Source organism: Vibrio sp. ECSMB14106, from assembly GCF_000972265.1.
In the GTDB taxonomy this organism is placed as follows: Bacteria; Pseudomonadota; Gammaproteobacteria; order Enterobacterales; family Vibrionaceae; genus Vibrio; species Vibrio kanaloae.
Map to the genome: position 1 here is coordinate 23,080 of NZ_LAUM01000031.1, position 20,829 is coordinate 43,908.

Here is a 20,829-nt window from a genome sequence, read left to right on the forward strand (position 1 = left end):
TGAAAAAGCCCAAATAGAGCAAACTATTTGGGCTTTTTAGTACGCATCGTTGTGAATTTACCTAATTACTATTCCACTCGAATATTCGCGCACTACATTGTTGACGTATTAGGCATGGTTAAGAACATACTTTCGTCCAACTACCATCACTACCCGGTTCGGCACTTGTCCACCAGTTCGCTTGGTATACTACGTTGTTATAAACGACTTGGTCACCCGTGTTTGCATGGCTTGGGTTACCCGCCCAATCTTTCTGAGGTAAGTCTGGGTAAACCGCTAAACCTGCAGTATCACACGTACCAGGGTTTGTACCACCATCGCCAGGGTTACCGCCACCAGAACTGATATTACCTAGTGGTAAATCTGGTTGCTCAAAGCTAAAGGCATAGTCGACACCATTCACGCTCACTGCATAGTTCGCAGGACCTGAAATTGGCAAGTAATACACCATATCTAGCTCATACACACCACCAGCAGGAAGGTCTTTCCACGCGGGTAACGTAAACGCTACGCGGTGCATGGGTCCGTCTAATCCGCCAATGTTATCCGCACGAGTATGACCAGATGCAATCACTGACAAACCACCGCCCGATTGGTCTTTCGCGTTATCAGGTGCTGATACTGGGATATCGAATTGGAATTCGGTTCCCCCCGGAAGTGCTTGCCCCGTATTGTTCGTGAACGTGATCTTAGGGTTGATTGGGTAGTTTTGGTCACCGACTTTGAAACCACCAACTGAAACTGCGATATCTAGCGCTTCTGTTGGGATAGCACCCGTCGCTACTTTGTTTCCATATGGGGTTGCAGACTTAAACTTATCGTAGATAGCTTTCGTCATGGTGTTACCCATGTGGAACTCACCGTTACCGCTGTTACATGCTTGCTCAGTGGTATCGATTGAAGTTCGGTTGCCGCTCGCATCGAGTACATAACAGTTATAATCCCCTGCGAGTTCCCAGAACATGATACCACCGATTTCTTTATCGATAACGTAGTCCGCTTTCACATCGATAGACTGCTTATCTTCTGTAGAAAGGAATACGCCCTTCTCTGCATTCCACAACCAAGGTGCAACGGCCACGCTGTCGTAGTTACGCGTGTAAGTGCCTGTTAAAACATCAGATGGATCGTTGACAGGATCAAGCTTGTAAGCCTCAGCGTAAGAACCCCAAATACCTTTCTCTAGGTTCTTAGCGTGCCACATTGGGTTAGAACCCGCGCCCATTTCGTTGCCTTTCGGGTCGGTATCATGCCACATGTTATCGATACCAATTGCGCCATGGCCACAGTTGTTCTTCTCGCCTTCACCCGTACCGGCAGCACATTCAGATTGGTTAGGAAGTGCAGCTCGGCCCCAAAGGCCATTCTCACCACCGGTCACACCTTGCCAACCACGAGTGTAATAAGGTACACCAATATTAATACGACCGGCTGGCATTGAACCGCGGAAGTAATGGTAAGCCCAATCCGTGTTCAGATAACCGATACCGCCATAAGCCGCAGTGTCGTAAACGTTCCACTGTGCTAACTCTGAATCTTTACCTGTATCAAACAATGCAGCGTTATGACCTACGTGATCGTTCCACGCACCGTGAAGGTCATAAGACATGATGTTTACGTAATCGAGATATTTGGTTACGTCGAATGTTTCCATACCGCGCAGCAGGTAACCAGAAGAAGGAGCCGCGATAGTTAACATGTAGTGATTGCCATCTTGCGCAGACGCCGCATCAAGCTTCTCACGCAACACTTTCATCAACACTTGGTACGAAGCCCATAGGTATTGACGACGTGGTTCCATAAAGTCTTTATCGTATGGATTACCTGCGCCCGCCATTGAGGTTGGGTATTCGTAATCGATATCTAGACCATCGAACTGGTATTTACGAAGCATTTCAACCGCTGAAGTTGCGAATTTTTCGATGCCTTGATGGTTAATTGAACCATCGGCATTGGTGGTCATGGTATAGAAACCACCATCAGCCACTCGGCTTCCGTCAGTCGCGAAGTGACCACCGGTTTCTGCCCAACCACCGATTGAAATTAGCGTTTTCACGCCGTGTTTTTTCTTCGCTGTCGCTAATGCACCAAAGTGACCTTTGAAGCCTAATGCAGGATCAACTTCCACACCCGGCCACTCTTTGCCAACCGCAGCGTTTTCAGGATCATTCACATCACCGACGTTTACTTTGCCATCTGAGCCGATGCTCACAAAAGCGTAGTTAATGTGTGTGAGTTGTTCCCAAGGGATATCATTTACTAAGTAAGCGGCTTGTGGGTCATCCCCTGCACGCCAACTTGTGAAGTAACCAATCACACGGCGTGGGTGATCCGCGCCCATTTTCTCACGACCTTCATCATCGTAAATCGTACAGTAAGGAACATCGACACCTTGAGTTTGATATAAGCCATCAGGGCGACATGTGCTCACTGTTGGAGCACCATTCACAGTCAAAGAAGCCAACGCAGAATCTGCAGTCGCGCCTTGGTCGTCTGTTGCTTTCGCGTAAACCGCTAAAGAGCCAGCTTGAGTTGTTGTGTAATCTAGCGTGTATGGACTTGTTGCTGCTGTACCCACAAGGGCACCTGCTACGTAGAAATCAACCTTATCAACCGTGCCATCACTGTCTGCGGCTGTTGCGGTAAGTGTTACCACACCACCAACATCGACCGAAGCTGCTGAAAGCGCAACCGAAACTGTCGGTGCTTCGTTACCCGGTTGCGCTGAATCAACAGAAACTGAAACCGCGCTTGCAACACTTGTTGCACCTTCATTGTCCATTGCGACAACTGAAACCTGATGGTTACCAGACGTTGCAACCCAAGCCGCTTCAAATGGTGCCGCTGTCACCACTGCGACCGAAGACCCATCAACAAAGAATTCTACGGAAGCAACATTGCCATCAGTGTCTAGTGCTGTTGCGCTTAATACGACGTTGTCGCCTTCAACAATCACATCTGATGCCATTGGCGCTGTTAACGAAGCCGTTGGTGCTTCATTTGGTGTACCGCCACCTCCGTCTCCGTTACACACATCGACTTTCTTCCATTGTGCATAGTCGCCTTCAAACTGGCTTGGGTTGTTATTCTGATTCCAGTAATTTGCTGTATAAGCGCTGCCGTCATGTGAAACCTGAGCACCACCGGTATATACAGTGGCAGAGTCCCACGTTTCTAAGGTTGAACAATCAACAGCCGCATAGCTGTTGAACGCCATTAAGCAGGACACGGTGAGAGTACTGAGTGTAAAAACCTTCTTGGCCACTCTTCCTTGGTTTAGGTGCATGTGAGCTATCCCTTAAGTCTTTGTTTCAAAATGTTTAATCCAAGCGATACTTCTCAATCACTTAAATCTCTTCAAAAAACAACTGTAGGCAAAACGTACAATTAAACACCTAAAACATTCTCAATTTATAAAATGACTCGCATTAATTTGCTACAAGCATGCAATGAGTCGACACTTATTTTGCACCAATAACTAATATTAATTTATTTCGGAAAGCTAAAAAATCATGCCTCAAAAATCAAAAGTGTGATTCAAACTCAAGGAAAAAACCGCATCAAAACTAACCAAAAAGTAGAAGTTTGCACACGATTTTGTGTTCTTTTTAAAATTCGCCCACTTTTTGATAACACATATGTTATTATCGGCGGCTTTTTTGACGAGCCTCACATTTATTATGTAAGTGTGGGAGAAATACATAGGCTTTAAATAGCCAAATATAGCGAAGAAATAATGTCCAACTTGACGCAAGTCGCCAACGAAAACATCAACGCAGAATCTACTTCTATCGATTTCAATAAAGCTCAATCTTTGGGTGAGAAACTGGAACTCGGAAACCCAGTCTTTTGGCTTAGTGGCAGTTTTTTAACCCTCTTTGTCATCCTCGCCTTTACCAACACCTCCGTGTTGTCCGAACTTGTTAACACCGGCTTTAGCTACTCTACAGAGTGGTTCGGTGCTTTCTGGCAAGTCCTTCTACTTCTCAATTTCATTATCGGCTTAGTGCTTGCACTAGGGCGTACAGGTCATGTTCGTTTAGGAACGCTTGCCCTACCTGAAATGACAACCTTCAAATGGATGTCTATCGTCCTATGTACGCTGCTCGCTGGCGGTGGCGTATTCTGGGCCGCTGCAGAACCTATTGCGCACTTCGTATCCGCCCCACCACTATATGGCAACGCTGATCCTCAAGCGATGGCATTAAACGCGTTATCGCAATCGTTTATGCACTGGGGTTTTCTTGCATGGGCTATATTAGGTGGCCTGTCTTCTATTGTACTTATGTCCCTACACTACGAAAAAGGCTTGCCGCTAAAACCTCGTACTCTTCTGTACCCTGTACTTGGCGACAAAGCTATCAACAGCTGGGTTGGCAATGTTGTGGATGCATGTAGCATCGTGGCAGTCGCTGCCGGTACTATCGGTCCAATCGGCTTCCTTGGCCTACAGATCAGCTACGCACTGAGCGAACTGTTTGGTATTTCAGACAGCTTTGCCACTCAAAGCGTGGTTGTCCTGTTCGCAATCTCAATGTACACGCTTTCTGCATTAAGCGGCGTGAACAAAGGCATCCAACTGGTTAGCCGATACAACATCATTCTATCGGTTTGCCTGATCGGCTACATTCTTGTGGTTGGCCCTACTAGCTTCATCATTGATGGCTACCTTCAGGGCCTTGGTGCGACGGTTGATAACTTCATCCCAATGGCACTTTACCGTCAAGATACTGCTTGGCTCGGTGGCTGGACAGTTTTCTTCTGGGGTTGGTTCTTGGGTTATGGCCCTATGATGGCGATCTTCATCGCTCGTATTTCACGTGGCCGTACTATCCGCCAAATGATCGTTTCTATAAGCATCGTTGCACCGCTTGTTACGTGTTTCTGGTTCAGCATCGTTGGTGGTAGTGGTTTAGCTTTTGAACTAGAGAATCCAGGTGTAATTTCTAGCGCGTTCGAAGGCTTCAACCTTCCTGCGGTTCTACTCGCAATCACAGGACAACTGCCGTTCCCTACTTTGATTTCGATTCTGTTTTTGGTCCTGACGACCACGTTTATCGTAACAACAGGTGACTCAATGACTTACACCATCAGTGTGGTAATGACAGGCACAACGGAACCGAACGCAGCGGTACGTACCTTCTGGGGTATCATCATGGGTGCTGTCGCTATTGCGCTTATCTCAATGGGTGCAGGTGGTATCTCGGCTCTACAGTCATTCATTGTGATCACGGCCGTTCCTGTTTCATTCATCTTGTTGCCGTGCTTATGGCACGCACCGAAGATCGCTAAACAGATGGCTAGAGATCAAGGCATCGCTTAATACCTAGCCCGATTTAGTTTCGGGTAGCGTATAGAATGAAAAAGCCACTCAAGTGATTCACCTGAGTGGTTTTGTTTTATCTGGTCGCTATTTAAGTTAATTAGCGCTTATATCGATTAATGCTTATTTCTACCAATGTTTCGGCTTATTGAAATTTCTCACCCACAACAACCATAAACGACATCTCAACCATTAGTTCGGGTTTACCAGTTCAGCTTTTACACATTCACGACTTGGTGCGCTACTTTCAGGGAACCATGAGTCCCACACTTCGTTCAGTGCATCGAAGTTAGCGAAATCTGTCAGGTAAATAGCAACCGACAATACGCGAGATTTATCGCTATCGACCAAACTCATCATTTCTTCAGCCTGATCAAAAATTTTCTGAACCTGACTCTAATTCCTTCAGATGCATCCGTCTCTGGAACTTCAGCAAAACTTGCGATGCCATTAAGGACAGTTACATCATTCCAACGTTTAGTCGGGTTAATTCTATGGATTTTCACAGGTGATTCTCTTCTTATAATTAGTATTTACGTCAGCGTAATCTAATTCAAATTTCTAATATTGAAAAAAATTAGAGCGTACCTCTTCCCGCCTTACACCTCGCCTTTGCAACTAACCACTTTTCGACCCGATTCATGAATTCTCGAACCTACGCTCGCTAAAAAAATTAAGTATTATTCTCACAACGAAATTAAATGTGTACTCGTGCGGTCATATTCAGGAATTTTATTAAATGGAGTACTTTTATGCATGTTCAAATCTATAATTTAAAACAGACTAATGTGGGATATAACCTTGGAGTGGTTGGCGTAGCATTAGTGCTTGCTTGGATTGGTATTTACAAGTTTACGCCAACCGAATCGATGCTCATTGAGCCACTAATAGCAAATCACCCTGCCATGAACTGGCTTTACAATCTGTTCTCAGTACAGGCTGTGTCTAACATGGTGGGTGGTGCGGAGATCATTGTCGCGATTGGACTGATCGTTGGATTCAAGAAGCCGATAATTGCTTTTTATTCAGGCATTGCTGCAGCGGCTATCTTTGTTGTGACACTCAGCTTCCTAATTACAACGCCAAATGCTTGGAAAATATCGGATGGGATCTTAGTCACTAACTTCTTCCTAGTGAAAGACATCCTGTTTTTGGCTATCGCGATTAGCGTAATCGAACGTAATAGACCTCAAAAGTAACTGTAAATCTAGAAGTGGCTGTAAACCTAAGAAGTAACCTTAAACCTTGAAATAAAGAGGCTCGAAGCTGGCTAGAAGGACGCTGCCAGCTTCTAATGTATAAGGCGATAATCGATTAGGTCGGTCGTCTAATCCGAATACAGATATCGCGCCCTAATGAATTCGATGCTTCTACTCAACTTTTACTCTCAACTCTGCGCACGCTAAGCCATCCAAAAAGCCAATAATAATGTCATTCGTACTTTGCTTCGCAAGATTAGAACCATACAACTACCATATTGCTTTTGCTCTGATTCAGTAGGTAGCACACCCTCTTTGGTAGGGTATTCAGTTGCACGAATGGAAAGAACTCGAATCTTTTCATTTTTAGGCAGAATGACTCGTTTATGGTCGAGCGTAATTAACTGAGAAATATAACCTTTATTTTCGTTACTCAACCATGTGGAGATATCTCCGCCGTTGGAATGCCCGACCAATATTAACTTGTCAAAATCATAAGTAGGGTAACGACTCGCTAGCTTATGTTGAAGTACGTTGAGAGTCTGTGCCCCTCGCGTCCAATTCTCAATTCTTGTCTTATACAAATCACCAGTCTTCGATAAAGGAGGATCGCTTGGTAGTTCGTGATCGACATAAATGGTCATGTAACCCCTATCGTTGAGCATTTCTCCAACAAAACTATATTTGGTGAATGGAACTCGATTACCTGCACTAATAAAAGCCACGTCACACTGCTCTATCGTTGTACAACTGTTAGAATTTTGAGGTAAAACAACTTCTATTGGAATAAAGCGATCTCTTGCCGAATCAACAATGACTATGGACTGCGCTGTCGCAGTCAAAGACAAGGCTCCGAAACAAACACCCATTAAATACTTCATATCACCTCGAACTCATACACATAAGTAATGCAGCCATAAAGGCAAGAGAAACTATGCCCCGAATCTTCAAAACTGCCCTGTCAAATTTACGCGTAATATTACTCATGCAAGTTTACATCTCAAGCGACCACTGGCGGGGATTTATATGATTAAAGTCCAATTAAGACAATAAGTTAAGATACCAGTCAACTTCGTAGAATAAATGTACCCTATAACAAAAACTCGAACTCTTTAGACGCCTTCGCCGGCAACATCTCGATGACTTCATACTTAGCGATATTCTCTCGATAAAAAGGATCCTCGGTCAAAAGCATGTCTAACTGCTCCCTGTTGCTAAGTGTGAACAAAATAACACCACCCGTTCTAGGGTTCTTACGGCCCGACAGCTGAAAGTGCCCGAGTTCATACTGCTTGTTTAAAAACTCAACATGTTCTGGAATGAAGAGATCTACTTCCTCCAAAGACACTTGGTATTCGAGAGAAACAATAAACATAATATTTCCTTACTGTAGGTTAATATTAAGAGTGTTCAGTTACATAGATAACGCCCTACGATAATAATGAGCATCTTGATCCTTCCCTTTGAACACGGCGTAACTTTCAACGCGTTCAACTAAGTCAAAACCGGCCTTGGACAAGATTTTATTTGAGCCGACATTACCCACTAACGCATAGGCATCAACATATTTAAGGTTGGTCTGTTCCGCCAAATAGTCTAGAAGCTGCTTTACTGCGTTAGACGCAACGCCTTTTGAAGCAAAGGAATGACCAACTCGATAGCCTAGCTCTCCACTTTGAGTGCTTTGGTCGATATCGCGGATGTTGATTCTTCCACAGACAGTGCCATTGGCGTCTTTGATCAACATAGGAATCATCTCACCCTTCTCGTATTCAGTTAGAAAGCTGGTGATTTGCTCGGCCACACCCTCATTGGAATAGAAACGGTCTTCCCTCGCTGGAACAAATTGCTCAAACCACTCTCTATTTTCGACTTCGAACTCCAATAAAGCACTGACATTATCTGGGTGAAGTAAGTGTAAAAATATATCCATGATTAATCCCCATAACACCGTTCTAAAACACCAAGGCTTGCCATACTTCCTCTCGACATTGGCGTCACAACTCAACCTAAGCAATTGTGCCGTATGCATTAAAGTGCATCAAATAGAGATATTGAGAATTGGTAATGGATCAAAGATTTAAAACAGTCCAACCAGCACAACTGACAACAGTACCCCACTGATAAAACTGGGGGCGTGGAATGGCATAGATCGCGATTTAACGTACTCTTTTTCAAGGTCTTCTTGGTAAGTTTTAACAGCGAGTTCTTTTACGTAATTATTTTGCATAATAAGCTCCTTCTTAATCAGTAAGAGAAGCTTAAGATTTGAAGCTAAGTTGAGGTAAAGCAAAAATTCAGATTAATTGAACACTTTATTTTTGTTACTCGAGGATGACCCTGAATACATCGTTATTTACACCGCCAACATCCACTAACTCTCCCAGTTTCATTAGAAGCGAGGTGTTCAGTTGCCTTGTTGAACGTGGCTCTTTTGTTTCTCGAATCACTAACATATCGACAAAATAGCTTGAGTCTTGCTTTGATATTGAGCCCGAAAACGTAACGCTTTCAACCCTATCGGCGAGCACTGAATTGAATGTTTTGTCTTCTAACACACCTGCGGATATGGATGTATCGCCATAAAATAGCGTGATGGTTGTTGGGTCGGATACCAACTCTTGATTGGACGAACAGCCTATTAGGGTAAGGCACAGCAGTAAAATAACTCGAAATTGCATAAACTGGTTTTCTTTCTTACGTTAAGCGTCTGTTTTTCATATTAAAACACTTCAACCTTATAAATACCATGTTTACGGGGTAAGCTTAGGTGTGTCGCTTCGATGGACTTGAGTAATGAGGTGAACGGATCAGATCTCGGCCTGTTGAGTTTGCTCCCTATTTGGAAGCTAAACCGAGATCTGATCGATATTATCGAGAAGGGTTTAATTGATTTATGCAACAACGTCTTGTGGAGGCGTCCCTTCACAGTTAGAAACGACAGCATCAATTTGTACTAAAGCATTCATTGGTATTTCTGAAACTCCTACTACCGTTCTTGCCGGTAAATCAGCATTAAAGAACGTTGTGTAAACCTCGTTCACCGCATCAATATCTGAAATATCTTTAAGTTGAATATTGATCTTCACGGTATCGTCCATGCTGTGGTCAACACTTTCAATTATCGCCTTAATATTTTTTAAACATTGTTCCACTTGCTCTTTTATACCACCAGCAACCATTTCATTTGTTTTCGGATCTAAAGGTAATTGGCCTGAAATATGATTGTAGTGAGAGAAAGCAACGGTGTGCGAATAAGGCATGAATGGTGCAGCAACAGTATTATTAGTTTCAATAACCAACAAGCGAGTGTCTTCTGGTAATTGCGGAGGTGTACCGTCGCCATGTGAAACGGATGTATCAATTTGAATTAAAGCGCCCATTGGTAGTTCAGCGGCATGAACAACTGTTCGCGCTGGAACATAACTTGGGAAGAACTTAGCGCAAACTTCATTTACCTTTTCTGCATCTTCAACACTTTTAAGGTAGATAGTGGTTTTAACCACATCATTCATGACATGACCGATACTCTCTAGAATCGTTTTAATGTTTGCTAAACATTGTGTCGTTTGTTCTGTGATACCACCTGAAACCAACTCTCCTGTATTTACATCGATAGGCAATTGAGCCGAAAGGTTGTTGTAGTGAGAAAATGCCGCGGTCTGCGTCGATACAGAACTTTGAGGCGCGTTATCCGTGTTTCTTGATACCTTTACTAGCGCGCAAGGTTTTTGTGGTTTAGTGCCTTCGCCGTTTGAAATAAGCGCATCCATTTGAACTAACGCATCACTGTTTGGCAGTGCAGCTACACCCACTACGGTACGTGTAGGCAGGCTGTTGTTAAAGAAGCTTTTGTAAACTTCATCAATAGCATCGATATCAGATATATTCTTAACGAAAACATTAATTTTCACGACATCATCCATAACATGGTCGATGCTTTCAACAATCGATTTAATATTATTTAAACATTGTGCAGCTTGATCTGTAATGTCACCGATGACTATTTCACCCGTTTTAGGATCAACCGGAAGTTGAGCAGAAAAGTTATTATAATGAGAAAAAGCGACCGTTTGTGTAGATACAGGATTAATTGGCGAATTTTCAGTGTTTCTTGATATTTTAATGATATCGCTACTCATTGGTATTATCCTTTTAATAGAATAGGTATACGTATTTATATTTAACAATCGTATTGGAAATAATGATTAAAGTAGCGGCATGTTAAGCGAATTAGTTTTAGTTAAACGTGATATTCATCAGACTATCGCTTTACTATAAACCAATGAATTACAGAATAATTAGTCATCGAGCGACTAATTATCCGTAAAAAAAGGATTTATCGAGTGCCAAATTATCTTTATTTTTTAGTCTATTCAATAATTCTGAATACTATCTCAGATAATTCGATGAGTAATTTCCAAAATTTAGATTATATTTGATAGGTTGTTCACACTACAAAAGCCTTATTATCAGAACTATTTAAATTACCCTAATATATCCTGCATAAACTTTTAAGCTATTTAACTAATTATTTTGAATAGCCTATTTTATACAAGTACGTTAATAATATGTTCATACTAAAATACCAACAAACTAACAACGCCCATTATTAGATACACCTCCTCATATAATTTAACAAATAAGAGGTTAGGGTAACTGCGAGAGAAAGGTCGTTGTCGTACTAAGAAGTGGTGATTTCTGAAATAGATATGGCGTCAGAAGAACTATCGACGCCATAGTTTTTGGAACATGGATTTGCTTGAAAGAAGAGCTACACCGCTCTTGGAGTGGTATTGAAATGGCGTTTAAATTCACGGCTAAATTGGGATGGGCTGGAGTAGCCGACTCGGCGTGCAGCGTCGTTAATTCGCAGGCCTTCTGACTGAATCAGTTCTTTAGCTTTGTTAAGCCTTACCTTCTTCAGGTATTGAAGTGGTGATTCAAAGGTGACGTTTCGAAAAGCATTATGGAAAGCAGACACGCTCATGTTCGCTTCATCAGCGAGCGATTGAACGGTAATGGTTTGATCATACTCTTCATGTACTTTAGACAGCGCTTTGGCAACACGTGCATAGTGGCCGTCGTGATGAGCAAGGTCGAATAACACACGCCCTTCAGATCCTGTTAATGCACGATAAACAATTTCGCTAACGAGCGCATCACCCAGTATGTTGGCTTCAATGTCGCAATGTAGCGTTTTGATCAGTCGAGTAAAGCTAGCTAGCATCTGCTCTTCCATCGGGGTTGACTCTAAACCACTCGATTTCTGTTTATGCTTGTTGCAGTAGCTTTCGAGAAACCCTTGGTCTTCTAGCTTTTTCACTAAGCTATGTAAGCGCTGAGAGTCGATGTTGATCGACAAACCAAGTAAGGGTTCACCATCGACAGGCAAGGCTTCGCACTCTAGTGGCATTGGCACGCCAACGACGAGGTAATCACCCGCGGCATAAGTTACTGGCCTTTCGCCGATATAGATGTTCTTTTTGCCCTGCCCAAGCATGATGATGCCAGACTGATAGGTAAAAGGTTGGCGCTGGTTACCACCGCTGCTTCGGTAAAACCAGACATCCTCGATCTCAGTTTTTCGGATCCCCTCGAGATCATTCCAACCTTTGTATTCAACGTAAGACTGCATTAACTGGGCGAGTGTATTCATAACTGGTGATATTCCATTCAAGGTGCGGAGTATATTTGCACAAAATCCCAAAAAGAATAACAACCTTGTAGAAATAGGCAATTAATTTAGAGAAATTGGCCTTCACCACCCTAAGTTCCTGTACTAATATGCAAATATAACAATTGAGCAATACATCAGAATAAAAATCTAGCTTTACACAAGGAACCTACAATGCAATTTACTTATGTTAACCCTACCGTAATTCACTTCGGCCAAGGTCAAATCAACACTATCAGCCAAGCGGTTGATACTTCAAAGAAAGTACTTGTTATCTACGGTGGCGGTTCAATCAAAAACAATGGCGTTTACGACCAAGTCATAGCATCTCTGAAAGATCACGCATGGATTGAGTTTTCTGGTGTTGAGGCAAATCCAACGAAAGAGACACTCGATAAAGCAGTCGCTCTTGCTAAAGCAGAAAATGTAGAATTCATTATCGCTGTTGGCGGTGGTTCGGTAATCGACGGTTCTAAATACGTTGCTGCAGCCGCTAAATACGACGGTGACGGTTGGGACATCCTAGCAGGTAAACACCAAGTAACAGAAGCGACACCAATCGGCGCAGTATTAACGCTTCCGGCTACGGGTTCTGAATCTAATATGGGTGCAGTAATTACTCGTAAAAAGACTCAAGAGAAGCTGGCATTCATGAACCCAGCCGTACAGCCTAAGTTTGCGGTAATGGACCCAGATGTAATGAAGTCTCTGCCTGAACGTCAACTGATTAACGGTCTAGTTGATGCTTGGGTACACGTATGTGAGCAGTACATCACAATGCCAACAGACGCGATGGTTCAAGACGGTTACGCAGAAACACTGCTGAAAAACCTACTTATACTGGGTAAGCAATACGACGAGCGCGACAACGACGCATGGCGTGCAAACCTAATGTGGACCGCAAACCAAGCGCTTAACGGCCTGATTGGTACTGGCGTTCCTCAAGATTGGGCAACACACATGATTGGTCACGAATTCACAGCACTGTGGCAAGTAGACCACGCACGTTCACTTGCGATTGTTCAACCTTCACTACTTCGTAACCAAATCGAAACGAAGCGTGGCAAGCTAGAGCAAATGGGTCGCAACGTATTTAACCTAGAAGCGGGTACTGACTTAGCAGAGCGTACTATCGATGCAATCGAAGTGTTTTACCACAGCCTAGATGTGGCAACGATGTTCGACGGTTACGAAACAAACAAAGAGACAGCAATCGACAATGTTGTTGCTCAGCTTGAATCACATGGTTACCTAGAGCTTGGCGAGAACAAAGCCATCACGCCAGCAAAAACACGTGAAATCCTAGAGTCTGCGATTCACTAAGAGTCGCTTGAACTTAAAGAAAGCAAAACAGATCGAAATACAAAAGTAATTTGAATGGGAGAGATGCCTTAAACAATATTTATGGCATTACACTGAACCTAATTCTTTGTTCTTTCGTATATCAAAAGCAGCGTTCATTTTGGCGCTGCTTTTTATTTGCCCTACAAGATGCTATTAAATTCTCATAAGCTCTTATTTTTATGTGCAATCATATTTTTATATTGATAAGGTAAACTGCTCAATTACAAGGTATGTAAGACGATTTGAAGTCTCTAAAGGAAATGGTTAAGTTTAAGTCACTTAACAAGTGGTATGGTGATTTCCATGCCCTAAAGGATATCGATTTAAAGATTGAACAGGGAGAGATTGTGGTAATTTGCGGGCCGTCTGGTTCTGGCAAATCAACCTTGATCCGCTGTATCAACCAGCTAGAGCCCTTCGAAAGTGGCGAGCTTTCTGTGCTAGAACAAGCGCTTCCGTGCAAATTCAGCACTCCAGGTCAAGTCGGTATGGTATTTCAACACTTCCACTTATTCCCCCATCTTACGGTGCTTGAAAACCTGACTTTGTCTCCGACCCGTACGCTCAAAAAAAACAAACAAGATGCAGAGAAAATAGCGATGCATTATCTTGAATGTGTGCACATTGCAGAGCAAGCCAATAAATATCCAGCTCAGCTTTCTGGCGGCCAACAACAACGAGTTGCGATTGCTCGCTCTCTTTGTATGAAACCTCAATTATTGTTGTTTGATGAACCAACATCTGCCCTTGACCCAGAAATGATCAACGAGGTGCTCGATGTGATGGTTGAGCTTGCAAGCGAGGGGATTACCATGGTGTGCGTGACACACGAAATGGGCTTTGCGAAACGAGTTGCCGACCGCGTCATTTTTATGGATGAAGGGCAAATAGTGGAATCCAATACACCTCAAGCGCTTTTTGAAAACCCTCAACATGAACGTACTCAAGCGTTCCTAAATCAGATCCTGACTTATTGATGTTGATTCGAATTATTAAACCCGCCCTTTCCGCTCTAGTACAAATTGTTGTACTTGTGGCCGCTGTTGTTTGGATTCTCGATTCTGGCGCACAAACCATGGGATACAGCTGGCAATGGGAGCGCGTGCCGGACTATATTGCTTTCTATGAAGATGGCGAATGGTGGCCTGCAGAATTAGTTGAAGGACTACTGGTCACTATCAATATATCTCTGATTTCTTTGGTCGCGACACTGATCATTGGTTTAACGACAGCGCTATTGAGAAACTCAAATTCTGTGGTTGGACGCACCTTAGCCACCAGCTATGTTGAGTTAATTCGTAACACGCCGTTATTAGTACAAATTTATTTGCTCTATTTTGTGTTTGGCCCCGTTTTAGGGCTCGATCGTTTTAGCACTGCCGTTTTAGCCTTGGCACTTTTCCAAGGTGCTTATACTGCCGAGATCTTCCGTGCAGGTTTAAATGGCATTGCGAAAGGACAATTTGAAGCCGCTCAATCTTTGGGCTTATCGAAGACCTATACTTATTGGGATGTAATCCTTCCGCAGGTGGTACAACGCACGTTGCCGCCTTTGACGAATGAAGTCATCTCTCTTATTAAGAACTCTTCAATTGTGAGTGTCATGGCGATTTTCGACCTGACAACTGAAGCCAGGAACATTGTTTCTGAAACCGCGATGCCATTCGAGATTTGGTTCTCTGTGGCGATCATTTATCTTGCTCTTACACTTTCACTTTCTGCCGTTGCTGCTTGGCTTGAGCATAAGCTCGGGGCTAACTGGCGAACACAATAAGGATTTATCAGCATGAAGCTATTTAAAACCGCGATTACAGCCCTACTTGCGCTTGCCGTCAGTTTGCCTGCACTTGCTTCTGAAACGCCTAACCTCGATAAAATCAACGAACGTGGCTCACTGCGCGTTGGTATGTCGACATTTGTTCCTTGGGCGATGCGAAACAAACAAGGCGATCTCGTTGGCTTTGAAATCGACGTGGCGAAACGCCTTGCCGAAGATTCAGGTTGGAAAGTCGAATTTGTACCGACGGCATGGGACGGCATCATCCCTTCTCTATTATCGAAGAAATTTGATGTAATCATCGGCGGCATGTCAATCACTGAAGCGCGATCTAAAAGTGTACTGTTCACAGAACCTTACTCTCACTCTGGCGTTCAGCTAGCAGCAAACAAAGACCTGGCTGAAGGCTTTACTCAGCTCTCTGATTTCGATTCTCGTCGTGTGAAGATAGCTGCTCGTCGTGGTGCTTTCACGGTTCAAGTCGCTCGTGAAACCTTCCCGAAAGCTAAGGTTCTACAATTTGATGACGACGCTCAAGCGTTCCAAGAAGTGTTAAACGGCAATGCACACGCGGTTATCGCATCTAGCCCGAAACCAGAACACGAAACAATCAAAAACGCAGACACGCTATTCATTCCATTTGAAGAGCGCCTATCAAAAGGTAACGAAGCGTTTGCTGTGCGCCTAGGCGAAACAGACAAAGCAGAATTTTTCAACGCGTGGATCAAAGCTCGTACTGAAGACGGTTGGTTGAAAGAACGTTACGAGTACTGGTTCTCTACGCTGGATTGGCAGGACCAGATTGCTCAAGGTCAGTAACCTGAAGCCGAGCGCACTTTTTAAATATCGGCTCGCTGTTGGTTGATTAATCAAGGTAGTGCGCTGTTTGCACTGCCTTCTCATCGACAACTTAAGTAGCCTTTTAAGTAGCTTTATTTGATTCGCTTTAGCTCCAAACAACAAACCAATAATAATTAATGCTTAAACAGGAATGACGTGAGTAGTACTAGCGCATTATCAACGCCCAAGCCCAACCTTCACATAAAGCCTTGGTATCAACGCCTTAACCTATTAGATGGGGTGTTGCTTGCCACCATTTGTGCGTTCGCAGGATGGCTTTATTATCGCTCTGCTGTTGGTATTAACTACCAGTGGCGCTGGGAAGGTGCGTTTACCCTGATTTTCATTCCACCTTCTCAAGGCAGTGTCCCTTATTTCTTCCAAGGCTTGGTCGCAACACTGCGCTTAAGTTTATGGAGCATGGTGTTAGCGCTCTCTTTCGGCACACTGTTAGGGGTAGCAAGACACTCTAAGATCGCTTTATTCAAAACACCGGCACTGATTTTCATCCAGTTGGTTCGAAATATTCCGCCATTGGTATTTGTATTTATCTTTTACTTCTTTGTCTCCAACCAGCTGATCCCTCTGCTTGGCTTAGAAAACGTTTTACGTGAACACAATGGTGAAATTAATGCTGTTCAAGCGTTCCTGTTCGGACCCGCAAACCTTTGGGAAAACTTAGCCTCTGGTGTTATCTGTATTGGCTTGCTTTCTTCGGCTTATATCGCTGAAGTGATTCGATCTGGTTTAGAGAGCATTCCTAAAGGTCAGTGGGAAGCAGCTGACTCTCTCGGTTTATCTACGCTGTCTAAATATCGATTTGTGGTTGGCCCACAGGTATTAACCGCGATTACGCCACCTTTGGCTGGCCAAGCAATCTCTTTGGTTAAAGACACGTCGATTGTGTCTCTGATTTCGATCCAAGAGATGACGTTTGTTGGTACTGAAATGGCGAACTCTTCCGGTTTGATCTTCGAGATCTGGCTAATTGTTGGCGCGGTTTACTTCGCGTTATGTTTCACCCTTTCACGTATTTTTAAAGTAATCGAACAACGCTCGAGTATTTACCTTAACCACTAGTGTCATGGTTTATTTAGACGTGCGTTCAAGTGTCTGTTCGATTATCAAGATCATGATTCACAGTGCCACCGAGTTTAAACATAACCAACCCTTAGGTTACTGATGCCACATATAAACAAACTGGTCGTTTTGCGAGGTGATTTCAAAACCAAATCTTAAGTACAGCTCTCCAACTCGATTACCTTGCAGGTAACAAAGTTCGACGGGTTTATTGAGGCTGTCAGCCTTAGTTAAGCAATCTTTCAATACTTGGCTGCCAATGCCCTTTCCATGATACTCCGGCAGTAAGAAGAATCGACAAAAATAAAAGTGCTCGCCTTTGTCTTGCAACAACACACTCCCAATCGCTTTGCTTTGATATTCAATAATTTCAGGCCGTTCTTCTGCCCACTCTTCAGCATGTATATCTCGTTGAATTTGTTCATCCCAGCCAAATACGGCTTTGATTGGTTCAAACTCAGCAGCTTTCTTAAGCTCGAACAGAAATTCATAATCTGATGACTGAGTAGGTCTTGTTGAATACTTCAAAATATCTCCAACAATAAAATGAATGGTTACTGCTTTTTCACGTATTTCGCTGTCACCAGCATCTCACCGCCACCATCAAGTTTGCAATCTAGCTGATGATCTTTGCCTTCGTTGATACGTCTAATCACAGCTTTAGTACCAATTTTTAATACGCTAGAGCTACCTTTTACTTTTAAATCTTTAATAAAAGTTACTTTATCGCCAGTTTCTAAAACGGCACCGTTAACATCCTTAACGCGCGCTGCTTCTCTTTCTAAGCGCTCTTCTTCTGGGTTCCACTCATAAGCGCACTCAGGGCAGATTAGGTTGTTTTGATCTGGGTAGACGTATTCAGATTGGCATTGCGGACAAGGAGGTAAAGACATACGTTAATACTTCATTTAAATGGAATTTGTGCTCATTTTAATGGCTCTTGCTAGGCTTAGCGAGCACAAATCTAACCGATGAATCTAGAATAGGAAAAGAGCTGCGCCGAAAACAAACAAACACAGCCATGAAGCTGTGTTTGTTGATGAAACGAATTTGTTTAAAAGGCAGTCGTAATCTAAAAAGGTCAATGTTCTACTTTTGGCGAGTAGATTGAATACGCTGTGATTTGCCCAGCCACAATCGCGGAGAACATAAACAGCGCCGATAAGCCGATACTTGGGATCGGCAAAATAGACTGCTCAAACACCGATTGGCTAGCACTCACCAACACGCGACTACCCGGGACCAAGATAATGATCCCTTGCACGATATAGATCGAACCAGTGAGATCCATTTTCTTCGCAATCCAAGTACCATAAAGGGTAATCAACACTGTGGTTACCCAAGTACCCACAACCCAACCACTATCAAAACCTAGATAAAACGGGCCCCACATACCGAGAACAGCGACGGGTAAACCTAATAGAATATCCGTTAGGCGCGCATTAAACATCACACCGATAGAGACAGAAATCAGCACCAATCCAGAAATGTGCATCCATATCGGCACTGCATTGATATAAGAAATAGAAACGGCCTGCCCCCATATCGCTTCGCCAATATTGAGACCCATAACAATGCCAACAAACAGCTTAATGAGGGTTAACGCACTTTGACCGAGCAAGCTCGTGCCGGAGACCAAGTCATTAAACGCCAAACACTCTAATGCGTTGGCTATTGATAACCCGGGTACGAACAAAACTATTGAAGCAATACACAATGCCCAAACAGGAATGGGCAGGCCTGTACTCGCCAAGAAAGCAACGAAAATACCGGTCAATAACGCCGAAATGAATTCAACCGCGATGGCACGACGTGAATGTAGAACTTGCTGACACACCCAAACCATCAACCCCAAAAACACCGAGAAAGCAACCGCTTCTAGCGTGCTGCCCACAAGCATCAAATACGCGGGCGGAATGCCCATATTGGCAAGAGCTGTCACCCATTTAGAATAACCTACAGGTTCTGGCACCGGTTCACTACTCGGTTGATTAATACGAATAATGGTATTTGCCAACAAACTCAGATTAATTGAGGCCAATTTTTGGCGTTTTAGAATAACGGCGTTGTTATCATCTGGAAACTGATAGTTAATCGCGGTTGGCGTTGCTTGGATCATCACATCAACACCATGCTTTCTTGCATAGTATTGTGTGTACTTTTCAAGCTTATAAGGAGCACAACCACTGCGGTGAAGAGTGTCACCAATTTCAACAATTTTGTTAATTCGGTACTGAGAAGGCATGGGTGCATTAAGGGGGAGACAAAATATGAGGCAAATGTAACAAACGACAGACGGAATGACGAGGATTTTGCGCAAACTTTCAACTAAACTCGTTACTTTTTCTCCAAACGCTCATGATTACTTATAACGCCACTATTTGGGGATTAGTTTAGTGAATGATATGATTTATGCTCAAGTTGTATTTATGCATCTAAATTGTTATCAGAAACTCACAATTTGGATGAAAAACCCTTTATTTTAACTTACGACTTTTCATGATTTGCTCACGTCTCCAACGGAATGAGTATCCATTTAAATTTATAAATATGGGCTGACTCCTTTACCAAAGGTATAGGTTATCTGTTATTTTGGACCTAGACTGAACAAGAGTTTAATCACACTTTACTCTTTCTAGAAGCACAAAAGGCGAGTAAAAAACTATCGGAGTGGTGATTATGCGAGCACTTAGAGTAAAAATGAAAGAAAAAGGTTTCGTTTTCAGTTAGATGTGGCATTATCAAACTCGTTAAGACGATGTGCGTGCATCGTATAATGGCTATTACCTCAGCCTTCCAAGCTGATGATGCGGGTTCGATTCCCGCTGCACGCTCCAAGTCTCTTAATGCCTCAGTCTTACTCATAAGACAGTGTGCGTGCATCGTATAATGGCTATTACCTCAGCCTTCCAAGCTGATGATGCGGGTTCGATTCCCGCTGCACGCTCCAACTTCTTCTTAAGCTTCATTACGTGTTTTCTTCCAGCGATACCCTATTCAAAAACTTTCTCCATTCGTTAGGTCCATAGTCATTAAATCTATATTGATTAAACTTATTTTGTTTAAGCTTAGATTAACGAATCAACGTTAATAGACCAACCAAAGCTATTAACTCCTTAAATCGCTTCGTATTTCTGACAGCTATCTAAATCACACATTGCAGCTCAACTTTTAATGATTTTCAAAATTGTTCCAATTTAATAATCTTGGTCAATATCCGAAAAATCAGTTGTGTTAATGTGCGCGCATTAGCAACAACCCATAAATAATAAAAATGTTTAAAAGCAATGAGTTAACAATTAACATCGAAGCAATTAATGTCGCGCTGGCAAAAGTTGAAAAATGCCAATAAAATTCAGCTAGATACATTGAAAGGTTATGTGAACAGCGAGCCTGAACAGGCTGTACTGGCTTTTCGATCGCTGAATGAAGCAGAATCAATCGACGACAAGTTTAAAAAGGTCATGGCAGAGCTGCCGCACCTGAGCGGCGAAGCACACCACCTGCTTGAAACTTCTATCTTGCTACAGTGATTCTAACTACAGATAAGCCTCAGCCAATACAAGTTAGTTCATGTATTCCTGAACAG

General features: G+C 43.1%; 18 protein-coding genes, 2 tRNA genes and 2 pseudogenes. 10 read left to right on the forward strand and 12 right to left on the reverse strand.

The window, feature by feature from the left end:
- Positions 1-118: 118 nt before the first annotated feature.
- Entirely contained in the window at positions 119-3,286 is a 3,168-nt protein-coding gene (locus WR49_RS17650) for a chitinase C-terminal domain-containing protein (RefSeq protein ID WP_046224885.1), read from the reverse strand.
- Positions 3,287-3,736: 450 nt separating this feature from the next.
- Between WR49_RS17650 and WR49_RS17655 the strand changes: the two genes are divergently transcribed.
- Complete coding sequence (locus WR49_RS17655) at positions 3,737-5,323, forward strand: BCCT family transporter (RefSeq protein ID WP_046224886.1); 1,587 nt, start codon at positions 3,737-3,739, stop codon at positions 5,321-5,323.
- A gap of 145 nt (positions 5,324-5,468) precedes the next feature.
- On the opposite strand, the pseudogene WR49_RS17660 reads toward WR49_RS17655, so the two are convergent.
- Positions 5,469-5,829: pseudogene (locus WR49_RS17660) on the reverse strand (RidA family protein).
- Between the two features lie 246 nt (positions 5,830-6,075).
- On the opposite strand from WR49_RS17660, the gene WR49_RS17665 reads away from it, so the two are divergent.
- Entirely contained in the window at positions 6,076-6,522 is a 447-nt protein-coding gene (locus WR49_RS17665) for a DUF417 family protein (RefSeq protein WP_017058156.1), read from the forward strand.
- A gap of 203 nt (positions 6,523-6,725) precedes the next feature.
- Here WR49_RS17665 and WR49_RS17670 read toward each other — a convergent pair whose 3' ends face one another.
- The 7 genes from WR49_RS17670 to WR49_RS17695 form a co-directional block, all read right to left on the reverse strand.
- Positions 6,726-7,403 carry an alpha/beta hydrolase gene (locus WR49_RS17670; protein WP_231574722.1) on the reverse strand — a complete coding sequence of 226 codons (678 nt, stop codon included), beginning with the start codon at positions 7,401-7,403 and terminating at the stop codon, positions 6,726-6,728.
- A 209-nt stretch (positions 7,404-7,612) separates the two neighbouring features.
- Positions 7,613-7,897, reverse strand: coding sequence for a YciI family protein (locus WR49_RS17675; protein ID WP_046224887.1), 285 nt, complete (start codon positions 7,895-7,897; stop codon positions 7,613-7,615).
- 39 nt (positions 7,898-7,936) lie between these two features.
- Positions 7,937-8,455, reverse strand: coding sequence for a GNAT family N-acetyltransferase (locus WR49_RS17680; protein WP_046224888.1), 519 nt, complete (start codon positions 8,453-8,455; stop codon positions 7,937-7,939).
- Between the two features lie 147 nt (positions 8,456-8,602).
- Positions 8,603-8,752 carry a hypothetical protein gene (locus WR49_RS21535; protein WP_017058152.1) on the reverse strand — a complete coding sequence of 50 codons (150 nt, stop codon included), beginning with the start codon at positions 8,750-8,752 and terminating at the stop codon, positions 8,603-8,605.
- A gap of 94 nt (positions 8,753-8,846) precedes the next feature.
- A complete protein-coding gene (locus WR49_RS17685) occupies positions 8,847-9,203 on the reverse strand; it encodes a hypothetical protein (protein WP_046224889.1) in 357 nt (118 codons plus the stop codon).
- Between the two features lie 213 nt (positions 9,204-9,416).
- On the reverse strand, positions 9,417-10,664 hold the full coding sequence (locus tag WR49_RS17690) for a RidA family protein (protein ID WP_046224890.1): 1,248 nt from the start codon (positions 10,662-10,664) through the stop codon (positions 9,417-9,419).
- Between the two features lie 632 nt (positions 10,665-11,296).
- Positions 11,297-12,181, reverse strand: coding sequence for an AraC family transcriptional regulator (locus tag WR49_RS17695; protein ID WP_046224891.1), 885 nt, complete (start codon positions 12,179-12,181; stop codon positions 11,297-11,299).
- 192 nt (positions 12,182-12,373) lie between these two features.
- Between WR49_RS17695 and WR49_RS17700 the strand changes: the two genes are divergently transcribed.
- From WR49_RS17700 to WR49_RS17720, 5 genes are all read left to right on the forward strand, one after another.
- Positions 12,374-13,522, forward strand: coding sequence for an iron-containing alcohol dehydrogenase (locus WR49_RS17700; RefSeq protein ID WP_046224892.1), 1,149 nt, complete (start codon positions 12,374-12,376; stop codon positions 13,520-13,522).
- Between the two features lie 281 nt (positions 13,523-13,803).
- Positions 13,804-14,520: an amino acid ABC transporter ATP-binding protein gene (locus WR49_RS17705; RefSeq protein WP_046224893.1), complete on the forward strand. Its 717-nt coding sequence runs from the start codon at positions 13,804-13,806 to the stop codon at positions 14,518-14,520.
- Positions 14,520-15,317, forward strand: coding sequence for an amino acid ABC transporter permease (locus WR49_RS17710; protein ID WP_017058146.1), 798 nt, complete (start codon positions 14,520-14,522; stop codon positions 15,315-15,317). Before WR49_RS17705 ends, WR49_RS17710 begins: the two co-directional genes overlap by 1 nt.
- Before the next feature lie 12 nt (positions 15,318-15,329).
- Positions 15,330-16,139, forward strand: a complete 810-nt coding sequence (locus WR49_RS17715) for a transporter substrate-binding domain-containing protein (protein WP_046224894.1) — start codon at positions 15,330-15,332, stop codon at positions 16,137-16,139.
- Between the two features lie 177 nt (positions 16,140-16,316).
- Complete coding sequence (locus WR49_RS17720) at positions 16,317-17,240, forward strand: amino acid ABC transporter permease (RefSeq protein ID WP_046224895.1); 924 nt, start codon at positions 16,317-16,319, stop codon at positions 17,238-17,240.
- 96 nt (positions 17,241-17,336) lie between these two features.
- Here WR49_RS17720 and WR49_RS17725 read toward each other — a convergent pair whose 3' ends face one another.
- The 3 genes from WR49_RS17725 to WR49_RS17735 form a co-directional block, all read right to left on the reverse strand.
- Complete coding sequence (locus WR49_RS17725; protein WP_046224896.1) at positions 17,337-17,768, reverse strand: GNAT family N-acetyltransferase; 432 nt, start codon at positions 17,766-17,768, stop codon at positions 17,337-17,339.
- 26 nt (positions 17,769-17,794) lie between these two features.
- A complete protein-coding gene (locus WR49_RS17730) occupies positions 17,795-18,133 on the reverse strand; it encodes a zinc ribbon domain-containing protein YjdM (protein ID WP_046224897.1) in 339 nt (112 codons plus the stop codon).
- A 188-nt stretch (positions 18,134-18,321) separates the two neighbouring features.
- Positions 18,322-19,485, reverse strand: a complete 1,164-nt coding sequence (locus tag WR49_RS17735) for a threonine/serine exporter family protein (protein WP_046224898.1) — start codon at positions 19,483-19,485, stop codon at positions 18,322-18,324.
- 517 nt (positions 19,486-20,002) lie between these two features.
- Between WR49_RS17735 and WR49_RS17740 the strand changes: the two genes are divergently transcribed.
- The 3 genes and pseudogenes from WR49_RS17740 (at position 20,003) to WR49_RS17750 (ending at position 20,773) form a co-directional block, all read left to right on the forward strand.
- A tRNA-Gly gene (locus WR49_RS17740) sits at positions 20,003-20,077 on the forward strand.
- A 38-nt stretch (positions 20,078-20,115) separates the two neighbouring features.
- Positions 20,116-20,190 (forward strand) — tRNA-Gly (locus WR49_RS17745).
- A 324-nt stretch (positions 20,191-20,514) separates the two neighbouring features.
- Positions 20,515-20,773: pseudogene (locus tag WR49_RS17750) on the forward strand (hypothetical protein).
- Positions 20,774-20,829 lie beyond the last annotated feature (56 nt).